This is a genomic window from Bacillota bacterium, from assembly GCA_024655925.1.
Classification (GTDB): Bacteria; Bacillota; DTU025; order DTU025; family JANLFS01; genus JANLFS01.
On sequence record JANLFS010000032.1, the window covers coordinates 26,739 to 29,602 of the forward strand.

Annotated in this window: 3 protein-coding genes; all 3 read right to left on the minus strand. The window is 59.7% G+C overall.

Going from position 1 to position 2,864, the window contains the following annotated elements; genetic code table 11:
* Positions 1 to 415 precede the first annotated feature (415 nt).
* Complete coding sequence (locus NUW23_06735; GenBank protein ID MCR4425875.1) at positions 416 to 793, minus strand: transposase; 378 nt, start codon at positions 791 to 793, stop codon at positions 416 to 418.
* A gap of 120 nt (positions 794 to 913) precedes the next feature.
* Positions 914 to 1,933, minus strand: a complete 1,020-nt coding sequence (locus tag NUW23_06740; protein MCR4425876.1) for a transposase — start codon at positions 1,931 to 1,933, stop codon at positions 914 to 916.
* 202 nt (positions 1,934 to 2,135) lie between these two features.
* Positions 2,136 to 2,864: helix-turn-helix domain-containing protein (locus NUW23_06745; protein MCR4425877.1), on the minus strand; the 729-nt coding region annotated here is incomplete at its 5' end.

Genomic DNA, 2,864 nt, shown 5'->3' on the forward strand with positions numbered 1-2,864 from the left:
TTGGGGCTAGGTGACGCCCTTTTGGAGATGCGAAGAAACAAAGAGGAGCTGTACGACGCCAGTGTGGCCGAGGCTTGCATAAGGATAGCGCCCAACTGGAACTTAGGGGAGTCCGTTGCCGGGTTTGATTAAGCAGTAGCGAGTGTCCCAGTTCGCGGTTGACGAGCTCTAGGGGCTCATCGCGGGCTTCGCGCTGCTAGACGCCATTTGGGCTTTCAGACCCCCTGGGAGCCCCGCGCTTCTCTAGGAACGTGCTCGGGAAACAGGTTTTTTGGGGTATGCCACGCTCTTTGAGAACGACATAATTGCAGTATGTGGGTGAAGGCGAGGCTCTTGCGCCCTCCAAGAGACAGGTTCCGCAGGTTCAAGGATCCGTGAGTCCGGGGCGTCCGTCCGTTTCGCTCCCTTTTCGCCGCTATCCGGCGGCAGCCGCCAGCCTCAGAAAGGCCTTGACGTTGTGGTTGAGAGCCGCAAGAACTTCCTGGCCCCACACTTTGAAGATCCCGATGAACCTTGCCCGCCTGGCCCCATGCCTTGTCAAGTGGCTTATAATCCTTTCCCCGCCGGCGCGTTTCGCGTACAATTCCCGAAACTCGGACGTCGCTTGCCTTTTACGTTCCGCCGCGATTTCCGGTTCGTAGGGGTGAATCTTTATCCTGCGGCCTGCGGCGGCGTTGGCGCACTTCCCTCTGGACGGGCACTCCGCGCAGGTTGTGAAACGGACTTCAGCCGCCTTGCGCAACTGGACCGCAGACACATCGAACCGCGCCTGCCGACCTTCTGGACAGGTCACGATTCCGGCATCCGCGTCGATCGTGAATCTGCTCTTTGGATACTTGCCGTCCAGTCCCGGTTTGAACGGAACCTTCGCGACGATCTTGACGCCGTCCAGGGCCGCGCTCTCCTTAATCGGCTAGTTGCAGTAGGCGCAGTCGCCCATGACTTCCTTCGGCTTGATTCCGTTAGCCTTGCATTGATCCAGGACTTCGGGCAACGGTTCAGCGTCGGACTTGTTGGCCGGCGTCGCCGCCACGGAGATTACGAATTGTCCATCGGTCGCGATGTGCGTCTTGTAGCCATCCGCTTTGGCGGAGGGCGTCTTGCGCCCGTGGCGCATGTCCGGATCCGTCACGGATATCACTCTGTCTTTGGCAGTGCCCTTCTTCATCTTTATCTGGCCGCCGCCGTCGTCGATGTCCTGGCTTGCGATGCGTTCAAGCAGATCGGCTGCGTCGCTGAGATCCTGGGGCAAAGGGCTCAGGGCGCGGACCGAGGCTACAAGGTTGCGCGCGTCCACGACATAGGATTCAAGGAGCAAGCGTTTCTCTTCGGGGTCGTCCCAATTGATCTTAGGCTTTCCGTCAGTTGCGTAGTCTTGGCGCTTGAGGACCGGTTCAAGCCGGCGGCGCAGATCATGGAACTTGGCGAGTCTGAGGAGACGGACGACCCCCTTGCGCAGCAGAGTGTATGTATCATGAACAGCGCCTGAGCCTCCGGCCATGAAGGAGTCCGCTATCTGAAGCTTGTCCTCGCAGACGAGGCCCTTCCCCTTGGCGTCGTTCGACAGGCCGGCAAACAGCTTGAACACGATGCCCGACCGCATGAACCTCGCCCGGTGGCCGCAGAGAGTCACCGCGTCGATTCCAGGGAAATCCCGGCTGACCCCCAGCGCGTACTTGCAGCGTTCGTCGAACCGCGATTCCTCCTCGAACTCCCGGTCGGACCAACCCTTCTCTAGTTGGATGAGCAGCGCTCCGAAAGTGCGCACAGGCGAGACCGAAGGGCGCCCGACACGCGAGAAGAGAGGGCTGAACACTGAATCGTCCATTTGCAGCAGATACTCGCGCATCTGTGCCCGGTAAGAGTCCTCAGGCATTCTGTTCATCCAGAGAGCGTCCGAAAAAGTGGTCTGTTCCTCGCGCCGGCCTTGCATGAACCGAACCCCCAATTATGCAGTACACTGCAACTATACCACACATGGAGGAGTAAATGAGCAATATGGCTACTAATTCCGCGCATTCTGACTGTCAATCCGCCAGAACGGCAATCGTGCTCCGAACTCATTCAAAATGAGCCGCAACGGCGCTCAACAGCTTAAACCGGTGCCATCCGTTCCGGAGTTTCCGAGCACGTTCCTAGATCCCCGTGCCGCTCAAGGTGGCTAGGAGCAGCCGCCTTGCAGCTACAGGCGTTGCAAGCCCGGCGGCGGACGATATCTGCCAGAACCACGCGATGTATCGAAGCAGGTACTTCGTGGCCACTCCACGGAACCTCATAAGCCACGCACGGAACCGGACTGCAAGGCGTTTCACGTTCCTCTGGTGGTGTATTGGATCGGCGGTCGCCACATCTTCTCTGTAAGCTCTGGCCCGCGAAGGGGTTGTCCACATCATCCCCAAGCTCCGCCTCCCAGGAGCCGGCCAGTGCCCGATTCCGCGTTCCACGCAGATTCGAACCCCGGGCGCGATCCGATCCCGCATGATCTCATCGAACCCGATCCGGGATTCGCCCGGAGCGAGCTCTGCTGCCATGTTTCCGAACCGGTCGAGGGCGAAGAGGACATAGACCCTGTCTGAGCGGGGGCTGAGAAACGGGATCTGCCGAGATCCTTCCCCTGGGCTCGCCGCGCGAGCCTTGCGGGCCTCCGGGGAGCCCTTGCAACACTTAAGCATGAGGAGCTGATGCGTCTCCACAATCCCGGAGAGTCTGGTTTTTGTGTGCGCCCCGTATAGCCTGGAGATGACCTTATGCCTCCATGAGAACGCGGTGTTCTTGGAAATACCCAAGAGCCTTGCGACCTGCCGCACGGGGAGGCCTTTCACCATCAGCGCGAGATATTCCAACCACTTCTCCCGCAGCCTCGT

What these genes read in the sequence shown, in the direction of transcription:
- NUW23_06740 (MCR4425876.1), bottom strand. Translation starts at nt 1,933, where the DNA reads ATGCAAGGCCGGCGCGAGGAACAGACCACTTTTTCGGACGCTCTCTGG.